Raw genomic sequence first — 17,758 nt, 5'->3', positions numbered from 1 at the left:
TCCTACAGGAAGCACCGCTTGCTACGGACGGGTTGGTCCTCGCGTCTCCACTGTAGGAGCGACTTCAGTCGCGACGAGCGGAGCCCCGATCCATCAGTTGGCGCGAACCGTCACATGCCGACCGCGTCCACCGCGACACGCAATCTGCAGGTACAGCCTGTTCCGGGCTGCGGATGCCTTCGCGACTGAAGTCGCTCCTACAGGAAGCGCCGCTTGCTACGGACGGGTTGGTCCTCGCGTCTCCACTGTAGGAGCGACTTCAGTCGCGACGAACGGAGGCCGCATCTCAACGCCGGTACAAGCCACTCCATGCCAACACCGCAACGCCATCCGCGGCGCACTGCGCCAACGCCATGCATGACGCGCGCGCTCACCGCGCCTCCGCTTCCTCATGCCGGCCATCGCACGCGCGCCAATGCCTGCCCTTCGGCGTGTGCCCGATCCCGGGGTTGAAGCTGTTGGTCGGGTCCAGCGCGCGATAGAACGCCGCCAGCGCCGGCTTGGCGCGGTATAGATGGCCGACGTTGTGCTCGGCCGGATATTCGGCCCCGCGCCGGTCCAGCAGCGCCCACATCGCATGCTCGATCGCCAGCGGATCGTGGCCCTTGCGCACCAGGTAGTCCTGGTGGAACACGTGGCAGAAGAAGTGGCCGTAGTAGAGCTTGCCCAGCAGCGCATCCTCCAGTTCCGGCGGCAGCGTCTCCTGCCACTGGCGGTCGTTGCGACGCAACGCCACGTCCAGCGCGACGATGTCCTCGACCGTGTCGCGATGCACCTGGCGGTAGCGCACCGCCGCGCCGGCCACGGCGAAACGGTGCAGGAACGCCTTGCGGCCCTCGTCGGCGTCGCAGCGGAAAAAGGCACCGCGGTCGCTGCCGGCGAAGTGGCCGGCGAGGAAGGCGTCGGTCGCGGCGGCGTCCTGCGCGGACACGCGCAGCAGCAGGTGGTGCTCGAAGCGGTCGCGGTAGGCGCGCAGGCGCGGCGGCAGATGGTCGGGCAGCCGGTCGGTCAGCGCCTGCAATGCGCGATCGGCCAGCCCAGGCAGGCCCAGCGCCTCGCACCAGCCGTCCACGCGGCTCTTCAGCGCGAACGCCTTGGGCACCGCGCCGGTGCCGAAGCGGTCGATCAGCAGGAAGGTGTCCTTGCCGTAGCGCGCGCCGATGTCGAACGCGTCGCGGTGTAGGTATTCGCCGCTGATCGGCGGTTGCGCGAAAGCGGTGAGCAGGCCGCGGCGCAGCGCGGTCAGGTCGTCGGTGGCGTTGCTGCCGATGTAGAAGACCGTACTGTCCTCGCGCGGGAACGTGTCCAGCCGCACCGCGAACACGCACAGCCGCCCGGCCGAGCCGGAGGCCTCGTAGTGCCGCGCCGGGTCGGCGTTGAAGCGGGCCGGCGTGTCCGCGTCTACGTCGCGCACGTGCGCGGCGTAGTCCGGGTCGGAGGCGGCGAGGGCAGGGTCGTCGTGGATGTCGGCGGTGCCGTAGTCGCCCGCCTGCAGCCGGGCCAGGATCTGCTCGGGCGTGTCGCCCAGCGCGATGCCGAGATGGTTCACCAGGCGCAACTGGCCGTCCGCACCGAGCTGCGCGAACAGCGCCAGCTGGGTATAGGCCGGGCCGCGCCGCACCAGCGCGCCGCCGGAGTTGTTGCATACCCCGCCCAGCACCGAGGCGCCGATGCACGAGGAGCCGATCACCGAATGCGGCTCGCGCTGCAGCGGCCGCAGCTGCCGTTCCAGTGCATCCAGGGTGGCGCCGGGCAGGCAGACGACCTGGCAGCCGTCGTGCAGCGGCTGCACGCCACGCAGGCGCAGCGTGCTGATCAGTACGATCTGCCGGTCGTAGCCGTCGCCGTCCGGGGTGGAGCCGCCGGTGAGGCCGGTGTTGGCGGCCTGCACGATGACGATGCGCCCGGCGGCGACCACCGCCTGCAGCACCCGCCACAGTTCCAGCAGCGTGCCGGGCCGCACCACCGCCAGCACCCGGCCCTCGCCGAAGCGGTAGCCCTTGCGGAAGCGCCGCGTCGCGCGGTCGCCGACCAGCACGTGGCGGCGGCCCACCGCGTCGCGCAGCTGGCGCAGCAGGCCTGCTTCGGCCACCGGGACGCGCGTGTCGGACATCGGTGCTACGGCGACACGGTGCTTTCGCGGGTGACCCGCGCCAGCGAGTCGCGCGAAATCGCGCCGATGGACTTGGCGCCGGTCAGCGTCATCGCCACCCGCATCTCCTTCTCCACCAGGGTCAGCAGGTTCTCCACCCCGGCCTGGCCGGCCGCGGCCAGCGCGTAGACGAAGGCGCGGCCGAGCAGCACCGCGTCGGCGCCCAGCGCCAGCATGCGCACCACGTCCAGCCCGCTGCGGATGCCGGAGTCGGCCAGGATCTTCAGCTCGCCCTTCACCGCATCGGCGATCGCCGGCAGCGCGCGCGCACTGGACAGCACGCCGTCGAGCTGGCGCCCGCCATGGTTGGAGACCACGATGCCGTCGGCGCCGAAGCGCACCGCGTCGCGCGCATCGTCGGGGTCGAGGATGCCCTTGATGACCATCGGCCCGGTCCAGAACTCGCGGATCCATTCCAGGTCCTTCCACGAAATCGACGGGTCGAAGTTCGCGCCGAGCCAGCCGATGTAGTCGGCCAGCCCGGTCGGGCTGCCGCGGTAGGCGGAGATGTTGCCCAGGTCGTGCGGGCGCCCCAGCAGGCCCACGTCCCAGGCCCAGCGCGGATGGGTCACGGCCTGCAGCATGCGCCGCAACGGCGCGTGCGGCCCGCTCATGCCCGAGTGCGCATCGCGGTAGCGCGCGCCGGGCGTGGGCATGTCCACGGTGAACACCAGCGTGGTCACGCCGGCGGCCTTGGCCCGCTCCAGCGCGTTGCGCATGAAGCCGCGGTCCTTGAGCACGTACAGCTGGAACCACATCGGCCGGTCGATCGCCGGCGCCACTTCCTCGATCGGGCACACCGACACCGTGGACAGGGTGAACGGCACACCCTTGGCCGCCGCCGCGCGCGCGGCCTGCACCTCGCCGCGGCGCGCGTACATGCCGGTCAGCCCGACCGGGGCCAGCGCCAGCGGCAGCGCCAGGCGCTCGCCGAACAGCTCGGTCTCCAGGCTCAGCGCGGCCATGTCGCGCAGCACCCGCTGGCGCAGCGCGATGTCGGCCAGGTCGGCGACGTTGCGCCGCAGCGTGTGCTCGGCGTAGGCGCCGCCGTCGATGTAGTGGAACAGGAACGGCGGCAGCCGCGCTTCGGCGGCGGCACGGTAGTCGGAAGCGGCGGAAATGATCATCGGCGCGGGTCGTCGGGAGAGGAGGGGAGGCGCGAGGCGCGCGCGCGTCGCGCGTCGTCTTCGTCGAGGCTGCGCAGCGAGGTGTGCACGAAGGCCAGGTGCGCGTGTGCGGCGTCGCGCGCCTGTTCCGGCTCGCCGGCCAGGATCGCGTCGCGCAGCGCGCGGTGCTGCGCCAGCAGCGGGGCGAAGGTGCGCGGCGACTGGAACAGCTTGTGCCGGCTCTGCGAGATATTGGTCTGCAGCAGGTCGAACAGCCCGCGCATCACCTGCAGCAGCACGCGGTTGTGCGCGGCCTCGGCGATGGCCAGGTGGAAGTCGGCATCGGCGCGCGCCTCGGCGGCCGCATCGCCCTGCGCATGCGCCTGCAGCATCGCCTCGAACGCAGCGGCGATGCGCGCGCGGTCGGCGTCGGTCGCGCGCAGCGCGGCGTGCCAGGCGGTGGCGCCTTCCAGCGCGTGGCGGGTCTCCAGCACGTCGAAACGGTATTCCGGGTCGCCCTGCAGCAGCGGCAGGAACGGTTGCAGCGGCGCCACCACCCGCTCTTCGGGGGTGTGCGGGCGCTGCACGTAGGTGCCGCCGCCGGCGCGCGCGCGCAGCAGGCCCTGGCTGGCGAGCTGGGCGATCGCCTCGCGCAACGCGGTGCGCGACACCCCCAGTTCCAGCGCCAGCGCACGTTCGGCCGGCAGGCGTTGCTCGGGCTGCAGCCCGCGTTCTGCGATTAGCGCCCGCAGCTGCGCGGCAACGCGATCGCTGAGGCGGGCGCCGCCGGGAGCCGACTCAGCATCCGGCGGCGCCGCATCGCGCGAGCCGCGACCTGCCGCTGGCGGGGTCGTCCCGCCTGTTGTCGCGGGTGCTGATGGATTGGTCATACCAATAACTGCCGATGGCGTACCGGGGCAGCCATTAGATCGCCGCGCATTCCGCAAAGTCAACTGCGGAAGGGACTTTTCCTCAAAATTTGGTCATACCAATCATAGCATGCCATAACGCGCCATCGTCGCGGCCAGCACGAACAGCAGCGCCAGCAGCGCCAGTTCGGCGCTGACGATGCGATGCAGCGCGGCCACCTGCACCGGCGGCGGCACGAACCCCGGCTGCTGGCGGGCCTGGCGGCGCCAGCGCAGCAGCCGCAGCGTGGGCAGCAGCGACAGCAGGCCGATCGCCGCGAACACGCCCAGCTTGGCCCAGAACCACGGGTTGTGCAGGTAGTAGTCCTGGCCCTTGAGTGCGTAGTGCACGCGCAGGCCGCCGACGACCAGGATCAGCAGCGCCGCCGCCCCGTACACGGCGTCCGCGCGCAGCAGCCGCGCCAGCCGCAGCGCGTGCGGCGGTTCGCGCAGCAGCGTCCACTCGACCACCAGTGCGGCGGTCAGCAGCAGGAACGCGAGGTGGTGGAGGACGGCGAGGGTCAGGTCGAGCGCGCCCATCGGCCGTCCCTCACCAGACGAACGGCAGCAGCCGCCAGCTGTGCGCGGCGTAGTCGGGGTACTCGCGCGGGAACGCCTGGGTCAGCGCGGCTTCCTCCACACGGATGCGGCGCAGGAACGCCCAGGTCACCGGCAGCACGATCACCAGCAGCGACAGCACGTTGCCCAGGCCGACCGCCAGTCCATAGAACGCCAGCAGCGCGCCGGTGTAGGAAGGGTGGCGCAGATAGCGGTACGGCCCATGGCGGATCAGCCGGTGGTCGTCCTGGATGGTCACGTCCACCGTGAACCAGCGCGCCAGCACCCGGATCGCCCACAGCCGCAGCGCCAGGCCGCCGGCCAGCAGTGCGCAGCCCAGCCAGCGCGCCGGCTCCTGCAGCGCCGGCGCATAGCGCCACACGCCGACGAAGGCCAGCAGCACACCCAGCGCCACCGCCGCGTACAGCACGCGCCACAGCAACTGCAGCGTGCACTGGTCGCGCGCGCCGCCATCGGCCGCGCGGCGGCGGTGGCTGAGCAGCATCTCGTAGACGCCCCAGCACACGCCCAGCACGGTGAACCACAGATCGGGATGTCGCAGGGTCAGGTGCATCGTCGTTTCCTCATGGGGAGCAGTGTCGGTGTACGCCATCGCGCTGGACGCCTGGTGAACGGGCCGCCGCGTCATCCATGGCGTGCCGCCAGTGTGGCCGTGTCGGCGCGCGCGGACAGGGGCCGCTGGTCATCGATCCGACCTGCCGGAAGTCACTTTCTGCGCCGGCCCCATTGCCGGCGCCGCGCCGCGCGGTCAGCATCCGCGGCATGCACCGCTTCCTGCACGATCTGATCGAACCCAAGCGCCTGGCCGGGCTGGCCACCGTGGCCACCGTGCTGTGGTCGTTTCAGTTGCAGCCGCAAGCGCCGGCCGTCTTGCGTTGGCCGGTGGCCGGCCTGTTCGTGCTGCTGTTGCTTGGCTACCGATATCTGCCCGCCCCGCGTCTGCGCGATGCCGCGCTATGGCTGCAAGCCGCCGCGGCGCTGGCCCTGGTGTGGCTGGAACCGGGCGTCGGCACCGCGCCGGTGCTGCTGGTGGTGGTGGTGACGCAGGTGGCCTTGCTGTGGGAGCCGCGCCGGGTGCTGATGCTGGCGCTGCTGGTCAACCTGGGCACGTTCCTGTTGCTGTCCACGGCCGGTTTCAAGCGCGCGCTGCTGACCACCCTGATCTACGCCGGCTTCCACGCCTTCGCCACGCTGTCCGCGCACTACGCGCGCACCACCGAACTCGCCCGCGAAGCGCTGGCCCGGGTCAACGCCGACCTGCTGGCCACGCGCGCGCTGCTGGCCGACAGCGCGCGCGATGCCGAACGCCTGCGCCTGGCGCGCGAGCTGCACGACGTGGCCGGGCACAAGCTGACCGCGATGCGGATCAACCTGCGCCTGCTGCTGGCCGATCCGGACCTGGCGCGGCGCGAGGAACTCGGCGTGGTCGAGCGCCTGTCCGGCGAGCTGCTGGCCGATATCCGCAACGTGGTGCAGTCGCTGCGCGACGACCGCGGCCTGGATCTGGAGACCGCGCTGCGCGCGCTGGCCGCGCCGTTCCCGCGGCCGCAATTGCGGCTGCAGATCGCACCGGACGTGCGCATCACCGATCCGCAGCTGGCCGAGGCCCTGCTGCGGCTGGTGCAGGAAGCGCTGACCAACGCCGCCCGGCATGCCGATGCCGATGAGGTACAGATACGTCTGCATCATGAGGATGGGCAATTGCGCGTGGACATCGAGGACGACGGCCGCCGTGCCGAGCGTATCCAGGAAGGCAATGGCATCGCCGGCATGCGCGAGCGCCTGGCCGCGTTGCGCGGCCGGCTCGAGCTGGGCCGCACGCCGCTGGGCGGCATGCAACTGACCGCGCGGCTGCCGCTGTGAGCGCCTTGCGCATCGCCCTGGCCGACGACCAGATCCTGGTGCGCGCCGGCCTGCGCGCATTGCTGCAGACCCAGGGCATCGTCGTGGCCTGCGAGGCCGACGACGGCGAAGCGCTGCTGGCCGCGCTGGCGGCCACGCCGGTGGACGTGGTGCTCAGCGACATCCGCATGCCCGGCCTGGACGGCATCCAGGCGCTGCAACGGCTGCGCGCGCGCGGCGACGCCACCCCGGTGCTGCTGCTGACCACCTTCGACGACGCCGACCTGCTGCTGCGCGCCACCGACGCCGGCGCGCAGGGCTTCCTGCTCAAGGACGCCGCACCGGAGGACCTGCGCGATGCGATCGTGCGCGTGGCCGCGGGCGAGACCCTGCTGCAGCCGGTCAGCACCGACCCGGTCCGCGCGCGCTACCGCTACCGCGACGAGGACGCGCCGCGCGACACCTTCAACGAACGCGAAGTGGCGATCCTGCGCCTGCTCGCCGGCGGCTATTCGAACAAGGAGATCGCGCGCAGCCTGTTCCTGGCCGAGGGCACGGTGAAGAATTACGTCTCCACGATCCTGGACAAGCTCGGCACCCGCGACCGCACGCGCGCGGTGCTCAAGGCGATCACGCTGCGGATCATCTGAGCGGCTGTGGATGCCGGTCGCGGCTGAAGCCGCTCCTACACGATGCGGTGCGTGCCGCGAGCACACCGCGGCTTCTGTCGCCACTGTAGGAGCGGCTTCAGCCGCGACACAGACCAAACGAACGCATTCAAGCCGGCCCACCGCGCGACACGCACCGCCAACTCCAGCCAGCCCTGCGCCTCGTCGCAGGCATGCACCGGCACCGCCGCCGCATCACACCTCCATACCATGCCGTCTGCTGCACCCGGCCCTTCTGCGCGCGCCGCGCAGACATTAAGATGCCGCGGGGCATCTTGCCGAGAGGACACCACGTTGATCATCCACCCGAAAGTTCGCGGTTTCATCTGCACCACCACGCATCCGCTCGGCTGCGAGCGCAACGTGTTCGAACAGATCGAGGCCACGCGTGCGCGCGGCGTGCGCAGCGATGGGCCAAAGAAGGTGCTGGTGATCGGCGCCTCCAGCGGCTACGGCCTGGCCTCGCGCATCACCGCCGCGTTCGGCTTCGGCGCCGACACGCTGGGCGTGTTCTTCGAAAAGCCGGGCAGCGACAAGAAGGCCGGCACCGCCGGCTGGTACAACTCGGCCGCGTTCGACAAATTCGCCAAGGCGCAGGGCCTGTACAGCAAGTCGATCAACGGCGACGCCTTCTCCGACGAAGCGCGCGCGCAGGTGATCGAACTGATCAAGACCGAGATGGGCGGCCAGGTCGATCTCGTCGTGTATTCGCTGGCCTCGCCGGTGCGCAAGCTGCCCGGCACGGGCGAAGTGAAGCGCTCGGCGCTCAAGCCGATCGGCCAGACCTACACCGCCACCGCGATCGACACCAACAAGGACGCGATCATCGAGGCCTCGATCGAGCCGGCCACCGAGCAGGAGATCGAAGACACCGTCACCGTGATGGGCGGCCAGGACTGGGAACTGTGGATCGACGCGCTGGCTGCCGCCGGCGTGCTCGCGCCGGGCGCGCGCAGCGTGGCCTTCAGCTACATCGGCACCGAGATCACCTGGCCGATCTACTGGCACGGCGCGCTGGGCAAGGCCAAGGTGGACCTGGACCAGACCGCGCAGCGCCTGCACGCGCGCCTGCAGCAAAGCGGCGGCAGCGCCAACGTGGCGGTGCTCAAGTCGGTGGTGACCCAGGCCAGCGCGGCGATCCCGGTGATGCCGCTGTACATCTCCATGGTCTACAAGATCATGAAGGAAAAGGGCCTGCACGAAGGCACCATCGACCAGCTCGACCGCCTGTTCCGCGAGCGCATGTACCGCGCAGACGGCCAGGCGCCGGCCACCGACGAGCAGAACCGCCTGCGCCTGGACGACTGGGAACTGCGCGACGACGTGCAGGACGCGTGCAAGGCGCTGTGGCCGCAGGTCACCACCGAGAACCTGTTCCAGCTCACCGACTACGCCGGCTACAAGCACGAATTCCTCAAGCTGTTCGGCTTCGAGCGCAAGGACGTGGACTACGACGCCGAGGTCGATCCGGATGTGAAGTTCGATTGCATCGAGCTGTAGGAACAGCCGGGATTGGGGATTCGGGATTCGGGATTGGAAGAGCCGGGATTCGGGATTGGAGAGGCGGCCGGCAGCGATGCCGGCCGTTTTGCGTTGGGTGTCTGTCGCGGCTGAAGCCGCTCCTACAGGGGGAGATGCGCGCTTCTGTAGGAGCGGCTTCAGCCGCGACCGGACCGATGAAACTACCGCGGCGCGCATCGGATCGAAGGTCCGGCCGAGGCCTGGAGCCCGGCGCGTTCGATGGCGTCCTGCGTCGCGACTGAAGTCGCTCCCACAAGGAGCGCCGCTGGCCGCCGCGGAGATGGTGCAGGTCGCCACTGTGGGAGCGACTTCAGTCGCGACGCGGGAAACCAGAGCCGCCGCGGTGCCGAGCACTGCAGGAAGGTCCGCACCACGCCTCAATGGACGCCGCCCGGCGGCTGAAGCGTGTCGCAGCTTGCGGGTGAAGCCGCTTCTGCAAAGGCCGGGATTGGGGATGGGGGATTGGGGATTCGTGGTGGCGTCGATGTCGCGATTCCCATGGGGGCCTGGCATCGCGACCGCCTCATTTTCCTGTCGCGGCTGAAGCCGCTCCTACAAAAGAACCGTGCGCGCCGCCCCTGTAGGAGCGGCTTCAGCCGCGACAGAAAAACGAATGGCCAGCAACGCCAACCCACACGCAAAAACGCCGCAGCCAACGCTCTTACGAATCCCCAATCCCCACTCCCCAATCCCAGCCCCTCACCGCTTCACATCGAACCGCGACGTCCCCACGCAAGCCTGCACATCGGCTTCGCCCAGCGGATGGAAATCGCCCGGCACCGAGTGCTTCAGGCAGCCGGCGGCCAGGCCGAAGCGGATCGTGGCGGTGTCGTCCCAGCCCTGGCTCAGGCCGTGCAGCACGCCCGCGGCGAACGCATCGCCGCCGCCGATGCGGTCGACGATGCCGGTCAGCTCCTCGCTCGGCGCCTGCGCCACGCGGCCGTCGCGGCGCAGCAGCATCGCGCCCAGGCTGTGGTGGTCCACGCTGTGCGCCACGCGCTGGGTGCAGGCCATCGCCTGCAGCTGCGGGAACGCAGCGAAGGCGTCGCGCGCGCCCGCTTCCACCCGCGCCTGCGCGCTGTCCTGCGGATACTGGTGGCCGAGCACCACGCCCAGGTCGCGGTAGTCGGCGAACAGCACGTCGGCCTGCGCCAGCAGTTGGCGCAGGATGCCCGGCGCGTCGCCGTTCCAGGCCTCCCACAGCTTGGGCCGGTAGTTGCCGTCGAACGACACGCGCACGCCGAGCGCGCGCGCGCTGCGCGCCGCCGCCAGCGCCGCGGCCGCGCCGCGTTCGCCCAGCGCCGGGGTCACCCCGGACAGGTGCAGCCAGTCCGCACCCTGCAGCAGCGCCGGCCAATCGTAGGCGTCCGCTTCTGCCTGCGCGAAGGCCGAGCCGGCGCGGTCGTAGGTGACCTCGCTGGGGCGGTGCCCGGCGCCGGTGGTCAGGAAATACAGGCCCATGCGCCCGGGCACGAAGCGCACGCCGCGGGTATCCACGCCGTGCCGGCGCAATTCGCCGGCGGCCGCTTCGCCCAACGGGTTGTCCGGCAGCACGCTGACCATCGCCACGTCGTGGCCGAAATGCGCCAGCGACACGCCGACGTTGGCCTCGGCGCCGCCGACATGCACGTCCAGTCGCGGCGATTGCAGCAGGCGTTCGTGGCCAGGGGCGCCGAGGCGCAGCAACAGTTCGCCGAAGCAGACGATGCGGGAGGCGGTCATGGCAGGGAAGATCCTGATCGGTCGAAGAGGGGGCCCAGCATGCCGGGAACGGCGGCCCCGGCCAAGTCCATTGGCTATCGGTGTCATTTTTTGCGGCGACCTATGCCGAGCGGTCGCAGCGGCCGCGCCAAGCCAGGCAAGGCTTTGTGCCGAAAGCCTGCAAATTCGCCGGATTTTCTGTTGCGCTGCAAGATGCCGCAATGTTTCGCAACTGTTAACGTCGGTTTTGACCAGCGGTGTCATCCGCGGCAACAGCCCGAAATATCACGCAGTTCATGTAACCCTTGGGAGGGGAGGACATGCAATCTCGTACCGAACGCCGGAAGACACCGGTTACCTTGCTCGCATTCTCGATCGGTCTGGCTCTGCAGGCCGGCGTGGTTCAGGCGCAGGACGTTCCCGCGCAGGATCCTGCGCCCGCCACCGGCTCCACCGAGCCGGCCACCCAGCTCGACACGGTCACCGTCACCGGCTACCGCGCCAGCGTGGAGAAGGCGCTGGACCTCAAGCGTGGCGAGACCGGCATGGTCGACGCCATCGTGGCCGAGGACATCGCCGACTTCCCCGACCTCAACCTGGCCGAATCGCTGCAGCGCATCCCCGGCGTGGTCATCACCCGCGATGCCGGCGAAGGCCGCAGCATCTCGGTGCGCGGCCTGGGCCCGGACTTCACCCGCGTGCGGGTCAACGGCATGGAAGCGCTGACCACGGTCGGCGGCTCCGACCAGTCCGGCGGCTCCAACCGCAGTCGCGGCTTCGACTTCAACGTGTTCGCCTCGGACCTGTTCACCCAGCTGGTGGTGCGCAAGACCGCCTCGGCCGACGTCGAGGAAGGCTCGCTCGGCGCCACCGTGGACCTGAAGACCGCGCGCCCGTTCGACTACGACGGCTTCACCCTGGCCCTCAACGGCCAGGCCGGCTACAACGACATGTCCGACAAGGCCGACCCGCGCGTGGCCGGGCTGATCGCCAACACCTGGGCCGACGGCACCTTCGGCGCATTGCTGTCGGTGGCGTACTCGGAGCGGCAGATCCTGGAAGAAGGCAGCAACAGCGGGCGCTGGGCCAACGGCCCGAGCAACGGCAACTTCAGCGCCGCCTCGCCGTTCGCCGCCGCGCGCAGCGCCGACGTGTTCCACCCGCGTTTCCCGCGCTACACGCTGATGGAGCACGAGCAGAAGCGCACCGGCGTGACCGGCTCGCTGCAGTGGAAGCCGAGCAAGAACACCGAGTTCTCGCTGGACGGCCTGTACTCCAAGATCGACGCCAAGCGCACCGAGAAGTACATCGAGGCGATCTCCTTCAGCCGTGGCGCCTCGCAGGGCGGCAAGCCGCAGACCATCGTCAAGAACGGCTACATCGATCCGAACACCGGCGCCTTGCTGTACGGCGAGTTCGACGACGTCGACATCCGCTCCGAGCAGCGCTACGACGAGTGGAATACCGTGTTCAAGCAGCTCACCCTCAACGGCGAGCACAAGTTCAGCGATTCGTTCAAGATCGACGGCCAGATCGGTACCTCCAGCTCCAAGCACGAGAACCCGATCCAGACCACGATCATCATGGACAAGCTCAACGTCGATGGTTATTCGTACGACTACCGCGGCAACAGCCGTTCGCCGGTCTTCAACTACGGTGTCGATCCCACCGACGGCAGCGGCTGGACCCTGGCGGAAATCCGCCTGCGTCCGCAGTACGTAGAAAACACCTTCGACACCGGCAGCCTGAACTTCGAGTGGACCCTGGGCCCGGGCTTCAGCCTGCGCGGCGGCGTGCTGGCCAAGGACTACACGTTCAAGACCAAGGAACTGCGTCGCGCCTCGGAAGTGTCGGTCCCCACCTTCGCCGGCGGCACCCGCATCGTGCCGGTCAACATGACCGAGCTGGCCAATCTCGGCGGCGTCAGCGGCAGCCCGGGCAGCTGGGTGGTGCCGGACCTCGATGCGGTGGCCAATGCGCTGGACATCTACAGCGGCACCGGCACCTTCGCCCTGGCCGAGCGTGCGGTGAACACGCGCAGCGTCGAAGAGAAGGACCGCGGCGCCTGGTTGATGGGCCAGTTCGGCTTCGACATCGGCTCGGTGCCGGTCAACGGCAACCTCGGCGTGCGTTACGTCAAGACCAAGCAGGAATCCACCGGCTATGCCACGGTCGGTACCGGAGTGGTGCAGACCACGGTCAACCGCGAGTACAACGACACGCTGCCGTCGCTGAACCTGGTCGCCGAACTCTCGCCGGACTTCCTGGTGCGCTTCGGCGCGGCCAAGGTGATGTCGCGTCCGGGTCTGGGCAGCCTGACCCCGGGCGTCACCGTCAATGTGTCCGGCGGCGCGCGCACCGTCAGCGGCGGCAATCCGGATCTGGAACCGATCCGCGCCAAGACCGCCGACCTGGGCTTCGAGTGGTACTTCCAGGACGGCGCGATGCTGGGCGCGGCGGTGTTCTACAAGGACATCGAGAGCTTCGTGCAGACCACCCGCGTGACCCAGCCGTATTCGGCCAGCGGCCTGCCGGCCAGCCTGCTCGACGGCACCGGTGCCAGCGTCAACGACGACTTCGTGTTCAGCGTGCCGCTCAACACCCCCGGCGGCGACCTGAAGGGCGTCGAGTTGAATTACACGCAGCCCTTCGCGTTCCTGCCGGGCAAGTGGAGCAACCTCGGCGTGCAGTTGAACTACACCTACGTCGATTCGAAGATCCAGTACCTGACCTCGACCGGTGCGGCCTCGCTGGAAACCGACCTGACCGGCCTGTCGAAGAACTCGTACAACGGCACCCTGTTCTACCAGGGCGAGCAGCTCAGCGCGCGGGTGTCCTACACCCACCGCGACGAGTACCTGACCCAGGTGCCGGCCACCGAAACCGGCTTCGACGTGCACGGCATGACCGCGGTCAACACGGTGGACGCCTCGATCAGCTGGAAGATCGACGATCACCTGGAGCTGAGCCTGGAAGGCATCAACCTGACCAACGAACCGTCCGACGAATGGGTCGGCTCCACCTCGCAGCTGCCGTTGCAGTACAGCGAGACCGGCCGCCAGTACCTGCTCGGCCTGCGCTACAAGTTCTGAAGTCTGCGCCCGCCGGTGTCGCGCCTCGTGCGCGGCACCGGCAGCGCGCCGCTGCCTGCATACTCGCCGGATCGGGGGTAGGGAGGATCGCCATGCGGTGGCACGCGCGCACGGCGATCGCAAAGGAGCGATATGGAAGACGAAATCCGCCGCAGCGCCGAGCGCGCTGCCGCTACGATGTTCCCCTGTAGGAGCGGCTTCAGCCGCGACAGGCACCCACCATCGCGCGACCCCGCCCCGCACGCGCGCTGCTCCGCACGGACAGGCCAAACACCCCCCACCACCGGCAACCGCCTCTTGGCCCACTGCCTGGCCATGCTGTCCTGCCTGGCACTCCCGGCCTTCGCCGCCCCCGCACCCACCACCACCGCCCCCGACCTCCTGTTCCGCGTTTCCGCCGACAAAGGCTTCGACGCCGACATCGCCCAAGGCGACGCCAAACCCAACTTCCGCGACAAGGTCGCCCTGGTCCCCACCGGCGTGAAGGGCAACGCCATCGAATGGGCCGACGACGGCGTCCTCGCCTGGAACGCGCCCGGCAACCTCTACACCCAACGCGGCACGCTCTCCTTCTTCTGGCGCTCGCGCTATCCGGTCGGCGAAGCGCCGTTCGTGATCTTCCGCGTCGGCTACGCCGACCACAGCAGCTGGGACATGGCCTGGCTGCGCATCGACTGGAACGGCCACGGCTTCGACGCCTTCGTCACCGACGCCAACCTGGCGCGCACCCGCGTGTCGTTCACCCTCGACAAGAATCCCGCCGCCAGCGTCTGGACCCACCTCGCCTTCGCCTGGGACGAAACCCGCGGCGTACGCCTGTACGTGGACGGCAAGGAAGCCGCGCGCGCCGACTGCGCGCAGGCCTGCGCCAACGGCGGCTCGCTCGACTTCGATGCCGCACTCGACCAGCTCGGCCTGGCCGGGCGGGTGATGGCGCCGCACCAGGTGCAGAGCCGCTACAACTTCCTGCGCGGCAGCGATTTCGACGAGATCCGCGTCTACGACCGCATGCTCGACGCCGCCGGCGCCGCCGCCCTGGCGCGCCAGCAGGAACCGCGCACTGCCGAACCGCCGCGCGCCGACGCGGCACGCAACGCCTGGCTGCATCGCTTCGGCTGGGACCACGGCCACGCCCCACCCGCGCTGGACGCACCGTCCACCCGCATCCGCAAGGTCGAATTCGCCGACGCCAAGGACCTCAAGCAGTGGATGTGGAAGGCCACCGACGGCATCGCCGAGACCACCTGGCCCGGCGTCTACAACCGCTCGCGCCTGCCCGGCCGCGACGACTACTTCCAGCTGCCCGACTGGAACGTCTACGTCGAAGGCGGCAAGGCGCTGGACCTCACGCTACCGGACGAACCGTTCAACCGCATCGAACTGCGCGGCGCCGCCTACGGCCAGGCCAGCTACGCCGCCGCCGGCGCCACGCCCGCGCCGCTGTTCCAGCGCAGCCAAGGCACCGTGCGCAGCGTCGACCAGTTCGAGCGTCGCCGCGGCGGCCACCTGCGCTTCGCCAACACCGCGCAGGAAACCCCGATCCAGGAAATCTGGGCCTACGACGTCAGCGCCGGCGCGCCGCCGTCCGACCCCAGCGCCACGCTCAGCTACACCGTGCGCAGCGACATCGCGCCCGACTACGCCAACCTCGCCACGCTGCGCAGCTACATCGCCGGCCGCTATCCGCAGGCCGAACGCAGCACCGTGGTCGCGCTGCCGAGCAAGGCGCCGGCGCGCAAGCGCGGCGACGAAAAATCCGCCGCGCCGTCGCTGCCGATCGTGCACGTCCTGATTCCCTCCAGCCTCGGCGACGCCCCGCCGGACCAGCCGCTGATGCGCAGCTGGTCCTACGGCTGGGAGAACATGCACGACGGCCTGGACGGCATCGCCATCGACCTGCCGGCGCTGAACCTGCCGGCTACCCACGACGGCCTGATCCCGCTCAACATCCGGGTGAAGGATCCGATCTGGCCGGCGCGCGACATGCTCGACGTGTCGGTGTCGGTCAAGCCCGGCCAGGCGCGCACGCTGTGGCTGGACCTGCGCGACCGCATCCTCACCAACGACAGCCTGATGCTCAGCATCGCCTCCGCCGCGCCCGGCTTCGACGCGCGCGCGCTGGACGGCGCGCAGATCCGCCTGCTGTTCAAGCCGCGCGCCCAGGCCAAGGCCGAACACATCGCCGACCGCTTCAACCAGGTCAAGGACAACTGGGGTTTCCTGGTCGAGGAACACACCACCTCCAAGCGCCAGTTGCTGTACGCGCGCCTGGATGCGGACATCAACGACCTGCTGCGCGTGGACCCGGACAACGCCCTCGGCCGCGAATACTGGAACGACATCAGCTACGGCAACCAGGGCGCGCTGCCGGTGGACCTGCCCACCCCGCCCAAGGGCGTGCCGGCCTGGGCGTTCTGGCAACTGGAAGACCTCAAGGCCACGCGCCGCTACATCAACTGGTGGATCGACCAGCGCCAGGTAGCCTACGGCGATTTCGGCGGCGGCATCTCCGACGATTCCGACCTCACCCAGCAATGGCCCGGCGTCGCCCTGATGGGCGTGGACCCGGACAAGCTCAACGCCTCACTCACCGCGCTGTCCGACGCCAACTACCGCAACGGCATGTTCACCGACGGCCTCTCCACCATCGAGACCGACGAACTGCATTCCTACGAAGAAGGCATCAACATCAACAGCGCCATGCTCTACCTCAACTGGGGCGACCCGCTGACGGTGGAACGGCTGATGCGCACGGTGAAGGCCTTCGACCGCATCATCCAGGTCAACCCGCAGGGCCACCTGCTGTTCGCCAGCAACTGGTTCGGCGGGCGCAAGGTCTACCGCGAACCGAACTGGCAGTGGCAGAAACCCTACTCGTTCCCGGTGCTGCACCCGGCCATGCTGCTCGGCGGCTACAACGCCGACCCCAACAGCCGCCGCATCGTCACCGGCCTGGCCGACGGCTACCTCGCCCACGCCTACACCAATGCCAAGGGCCAATGGGCGCTGCCCAACGAGATCAACTGGAAGACGGGCAAGACCCGCGGCGGCGAACTGTTCGAAGGCAGCGGCGGCGCCGACACCCTGCACACCTTCTGGGCCGCCTGGCGCTGGACCGGCGAGGCGCGCTACCTCAAGCCCATCGACTACCGCGTCGCCAACGCCGGCCCCAACGGCCTGTCGCTGCTCAACGAAAACGTCCTCGACCTGCTCGGCAAGCGCGACAGCTGGGGCGACGACCTGGCCAAGGCCGCCGCCAAACCGGATGCCGTCCCCGACTTCGCCCACCACGCCGCCTGGGAAGCCAGCGGCGACACCGCCTGGCTGGAAGCCCTGTACCGCGCCGAGACCCGCGACAAGTTGCAGAGCTTCTACATGAACACCGAAGGCCACTGGTGGAGCGACCGCGTCGAATCGCCCACCGTGAACCTGCAGCGCGCCCGCCTGGGCGGCGTGGCGCTCAAGCGCAACCAGACCTACCCGGGCCACACCGTCAGCTGGCGCTTCGCCGACCCCGAAGGTGCGGTGCAGGTCGCCCTGCTGCTGCCCAAGCCGCGGCAGGATCGTTTTACTGTCATCGGCTATAACAGCGGCGGCAAGCTGCAGCGGGCGCAGATGACGGGGTGGAACGTGGCGGCCGGGCAGTGGCGCATGCGTTCGGGCGTCGATCGCGATGGCGGTGGGCGCATCGATGGCAAGGCTGCGACGCGCGAGTTCGCGTTCGAGAAGAGCGGGGCGGTGGACGTGGAATTCCCCGCCGGCAAGACGGTGGTGATGGAGTTTGAACTCATCGCGCCTGCCGCGGTGCCGGTCGAGCAGCGCCCGGACCTGGGAATCGGGCGTGGCGATGTGCGGGTGAGTGCGGAGGCCATCGAGGTCACCGTGCACAGCCTTGGCCATGCGGATGCGCCGGCGGGATACGTGGTGCTGGAAGACGCGCGTGGCCGGGAAGTGGCGCGGGCGGCGTTTGCTGCGTTGGAGGCGCCGCGGGATTTGGAGCCTAGGACTGCGAACGTTCGGCTGGCGGTGCCGGCGGGCGCCAGTACCAAGGGTGGCCGGTTGCGGGTAGTCAGCGAGAGCGAGGTGGACGAGGTGACGCAGCGCAATAACGCGATGGAGTTGCCCTGATCCAGCAGGGTAAGCCAGCAGCACCACCTTCGATAGCGGGAGACGTCGTCGCAAGGAAGCG

At 69.6% G+C, this 17,758-nt stretch carries 11 protein-coding genes; 5 read left to right on the top strand and 6 right to left on the bottom strand.

The genetic code is table 11. The features are described from left to right. Window positions 1-370 precede the first annotated feature (370 nt). From dld to JR064_RS21625, 5 genes are all read right to left on the bottom strand, one after another. A complete protein-coding gene (gene dld / locus JR064_RS21645) occupies window positions 371-2,113 on the bottom strand; it encodes a D-lactate dehydrogenase (protein WP_206231097.1) in 1,743 nt (580 codons plus the stop codon). A 5-nt stretch (window positions 2,114-2,118) separates the two neighbouring features. Further along, window positions 2,119-3,279 carry an FMN-dependent L-lactate dehydrogenase LldD gene (lldD, locus tag JR064_RS21640; protein WP_206231096.1) on the bottom strand — a complete coding sequence of 387 codons (1,161 nt, stop codon included), beginning with the start codon at window positions 3,277-3,279 and terminating at the stop codon, window positions 2,119-2,121. After that, complete coding sequence (gene lldR / locus JR064_RS21635; RefSeq protein ID WP_206231095.1) at window positions 3,276-4,148, bottom strand: transcriptional regulator LldR; 873 nt, start codon at window positions 4,146-4,148, stop codon at window positions 3,276-3,278. Before lldR ends, lldD begins: the two co-directional genes overlap by 4 nt. Window positions 4,149-4,250: 102 nt before the next feature. Then, entirely contained in the window at window positions 4,251-4,706 is a 456-nt protein-coding gene (locus JR064_RS21630; protein WP_206231094.1) for a DUF2214 family protein, read from the bottom strand. Between the two features lie 10 nt (window positions 4,707-4,716). After that, complete coding sequence (locus JR064_RS21625; protein WP_206231093.1) at window positions 4,717-5,298, bottom strand: methyltransferase family protein; 582 nt, start codon at window positions 5,296-5,298, stop codon at window positions 4,717-4,719. 209 nt (window positions 5,299-5,507) lie between these two features. Between JR064_RS21625 and JR064_RS21620 the strand changes: the two genes are divergently transcribed. The 3 genes from JR064_RS21620 to fabV all read left to right on the top strand — a co-directional run bounded on the left by JR064_RS21620 (window position 5,508) and on the right by fabV (window position 8,755). Then, a complete protein-coding gene (locus JR064_RS21620) occupies window positions 5,508-6,608 on the top strand; it encodes a sensor histidine kinase (RefSeq protein WP_206231092.1) in 1,101 nt (366 codons plus the stop codon). Next, window positions 6,605-7,237, top strand: coding sequence for a response regulator (locus JR064_RS21615; RefSeq protein ID WP_191826662.1), 633 nt, complete (start codon window positions 6,605-6,607; stop codon window positions 7,235-7,237). The genes JR064_RS21620 and JR064_RS21615 overlap by 4 nt, the downstream gene beginning before the upstream one ends. Before the next feature lie 312 nt (window positions 7,238-7,549). After that, window positions 7,550-8,755 (top strand): enoyl-ACP reductase FabV, encoded by a 1,206-nt coding sequence (gene fabV, locus JR064_RS21610; protein WP_206231091.1) that lies wholly within the window; start codon window positions 7,550-7,552, stop codon window positions 8,753-8,755. 720 nt (window positions 8,756-9,475) lie between these two features. On the opposite strand, the gene JR064_RS21605 is transcribed toward fabV, so the two are convergent. Further along, on the bottom strand, window positions 9,476-10,498 hold the full coding sequence (locus tag JR064_RS21605; RefSeq protein WP_191826325.1) for a sugar kinase: 1,023 nt from the start codon (window positions 10,496-10,498) through the stop codon (window positions 9,476-9,478). Between the two features lie 299 nt (window positions 10,499-10,797). Between JR064_RS21605 and JR064_RS21600 the strand changes: the two genes are divergently transcribed. Both JR064_RS21600 and JR064_RS21595 read left to right on the top strand, forming a co-directional pair. Then, on the top strand, window positions 10,798-13,569 hold the full coding sequence (locus tag JR064_RS21600) for a TonB-dependent receptor (RefSeq protein ID WP_206231090.1): 2,772 nt from the start codon (window positions 10,798-10,800) through the stop codon (window positions 13,567-13,569). Window positions 13,570-13,884: 315 nt separating this feature from the next. After that, window positions 13,885-17,697, top strand: coding sequence for a LamG-like jellyroll fold domain-containing protein (locus JR064_RS21595; RefSeq protein WP_206231099.1), 3,813 nt, complete (start codon window positions 13,885-13,887; stop codon window positions 17,695-17,697). Window positions 17,698-17,758: the final 61 nt, after the last annotated feature.

Source organism: Xanthomonas bonasiae (assembly GCF_017163705.1).
GTDB classification, from domain to species: Bacteria; Pseudomonadota; Gammaproteobacteria; order Xanthomonadales; family Xanthomonadaceae; genus Xanthomonas_A; species Xanthomonas_A bonasiae.
Note: the sequence above shows the minus strand (reverse complement) of the source record. Positions and strands in the feature narration are given on the sequence as shown.

Coding starts and splice junctions, on each gene's coding strand:
- JR064_RS21630 (WP_206231094.1), bottom strand. CDS start 4,706: ATGGGCGCGCTCGACCTGACCCTCGCCGTCCTCCACCACCTCGCGTTC.
- JR064_RS21595 (WP_206231099.1), top strand. CDS start 13,885: ATGCTGTCCTGCCTGGCACTCCCGGCCTTCGCCGCCCCCGCACCCACC.
- JR064_RS21605 (WP_191826325.1), bottom strand. CDS start 10,498: ATGACCGCCTCCCGCATCGTCTGCTTCGGCGAACTGTTGCTGCGCCTC.
- JR064_RS21620 (WP_206231092.1), top strand. CDS start 5,508: ATGCACCGCTTCCTGCACGATCTGATCGAACCCAAGCGCCTGGCCGGG.
- JR064_RS21600 (WP_206231090.1), top strand. CDS start 10,798: ATGCAATCTCGTACCGAACGCCGGAAGACACCGGTTACCTTGCTCGCA.
- lldD (WP_206231096.1), bottom strand. CDS start 3,279: ATGATCATTTCCGCCGCTTCCGACTACCGTGCCGCCGCCGAAGCGCGG.
- dld (WP_206231097.1), bottom strand. CDS start 2,113: ATGTCCGACACGCGCGTCCCGGTGGCCGAAGCAGGCCTGCTGCGCCAG.
- JR064_RS21625 (WP_206231093.1), bottom strand. CDS start 5,298: ATGCACCTGACCCTGCGACATCCCGATCTGTGGTTCACCGTGCTGGGC.
- lldR (WP_206231095.1), bottom strand. CDS start 4,148: ATGACCAATCCATCAGCACCCGCGACAACAGGCGGGACGACCCCGCCA.